Annotated in this window: 3 protein-coding genes; all 3 read right to left on the reverse strand. The window is 55.0% G+C overall.

All coding sequences use genetic code 11. The features are described from left to right. Nucleotides 1-145: 145 nt before the first annotated feature. The gene (locus KB213_RS11915; protein WP_211683439.1) at nt 146-601 is read right to left on the reverse strand and encodes a DUF3085 domain-containing protein; all 456 of its coding nucleotides are present in this window, start codon (nt 599-601) and stop codon (nt 146-148) included. Nucleotides 602-1,083: 482 nt separating this feature from the next. Next, nucleotides 1,084-1,425, reverse strand: a complete 342-nt coding sequence (locus KB213_RS11920) for a hypothetical protein (protein ID WP_211683441.1) — start codon at nt 1,423-1,425, stop codon at nt 1,084-1,086. A gap of 63 nt (nt 1,426-1,488) precedes the next feature. Further along, the coding region (locus tag KB213_RS11925) for a hypothetical protein (protein WP_211683443.1) at nt 1,489-1,931 on the reverse strand (443 nt) is incomplete at its 5' end.

The following is a 1,931-nucleotide window of genomic DNA, read 5'->3' on the forward strand; positions in this document are numbered from 1 at the left end:
CCTCTCCCCTCTCCCGCTGCGGGTGAGCCGTGACCCGTAAGGGCCAAGACCCGCGTGCGGGGCTTGGTGGAGCTTGGTGCCTTTGGCACCTAGCGCAATAGAGCGATACGTACCCGAAGGGCCGCCCGTCCTGTGCTGGGCATGTTTAAATCGTCATTGTCATCGCATCTGGTGTCAGAGACACCCGCAAGGGTCGATCAGGGGCCGCTAATAACAGCCTAAGCAACCCTTCTCCCTCCATGAAGTCACAACCATCATCGCTCCCAAACGTCATTTCTTTGACGATGCGTGCTTCTTCGGCATTGCGTGTTGGGTCGGCTTCCTTTGCGTAAACACACACACTGCCTGTTCCACTGTCGTCGTTTTTCAACGCTGGGAGTCCATTGGACATGACATAGACCCCTTCATCGCCCACAAGCCATAAACCGGGGGGAACCTTTGTGAGATCGACGTCATCAAGGGAACCATAGTCTTTTTGGGTCTGTCCCGGCTTGCGGAGTGATTTATCCCCGAGTTGAACAAAGTTAGGGTTACGCGTTTGGGCCTCGAAGGAATGTTGAAGCAGCTTTAGCAATGCTGCGTTATCGAATGTCAGGATCACGCGCTTTTTTCCTCATGCTTTAAAGACAAAAAAGCCCTGCACGTGTGCAGGGCCATGAGCGTGAGAGACGCCTTGAAAAGCGTTCGGTGTCAGAAGATGCGGCGTGTCTTGCGCTTTACGTCTTCTTACTTCTTAACTCTCATCACTCATGTCTTCATGTGGCGAAGCATAGGGGGGTTGGGCTGGCCAAGGCGGCGCGTAGCGGCGGGATCGGCATGACCCGCAGACCGTAGGGCGAGGACGCATGGCGACCCACCCTTTGCCAGCCCAGCACCCCTATGCTGCCCGGCCTTCCACACGTTATTTTTCTGTTTTGGCTTTATTGTTGCTTGTCTTGTGCGTTTCGTGAGCAGCACGTTCCACGATCACGAGGGAAGAATGAGAGCACGTTCGTGCAAGGCTGTAGCGCAGCCCCTTGGGGGGCGAGCATTGGGGGAAGAACGACCCGCCGGAAGGCGGGCCCGCTTCCCCGGCCCGTTGTTTTAGTGGTGGTTCACAAAGTAGTTCAGCACTGCCAAGCCAATGCTGCAAACGGTAAGGATAGCGGAGAACGTCCATTTAAAGCTATCGAAACGCCGCTCGATGCTGTCGAACCGCGTTTTGTTAGAATTTTCGATACTATCGAAACGCGCCTTGTTTGCGGCGTCCATGCTTTCAAAGCGGGCTTTATTGGCCGCGTCCATCGCGTCCAATTTCATCATGATGGGAGCAGTTGCATCGGCAATACTCACGGTGATGTACCCCTCTAACGTTTTGACGGCCTTTTCGGCTTTTTCGTCGCTGATGTTAACGTCTTTTAAAGCCTGATACAACGAAACCTGCATGTGCTGACTCTCTTTTTGAGATCGTAAGAAGAAGGCGGGCCGCGCAAGCGGCCCACGCGATGATTAGAAGCCGAGAGCGTCGGCTTGGGCTGCGGCAACGCCTTGGGCCAAGCTGCGACCTGTGTCCTTTACGTAGGGCTTCCATGCTTCGCCCATGAGGGTTTCATATTCAGCACATGCGCCTTGTGCGAGGCAGGCGAGGGCGTAAGCCTTCGCGCCGTTTTCGGCAGCGATGCGGCGCAAACCAATGACGCGATTTTCACCGCCATCAACGCCCATACGGTCTTCGTCGCGGTCTTCATTGGCGAAACTATCGGCGGCGTCCTTAGCAATGGCACGATGCTTTTCGTAGAATTGAGCCGACCCAAAAGCGGAACGCACAATCCCGTCAACCATGCGGTCAAGGTGCATCTTGAGGCCCATGAAGTTTTGTTCTTCGCGGATGATCGAGACAAGATGCGGAGAGAATAAGGTGTATTGATCCCGAATAAGGTTGGCCCCTGCGC

Source organism: Neokomagataea anthophila (assembly GCF_018122595.1).
Lineage (GTDB): Bacteria > Pseudomonadota > Alphaproteobacteria > Acetobacterales > Acetobacteraceae > Gluconobacter > Gluconobacter anthophilus.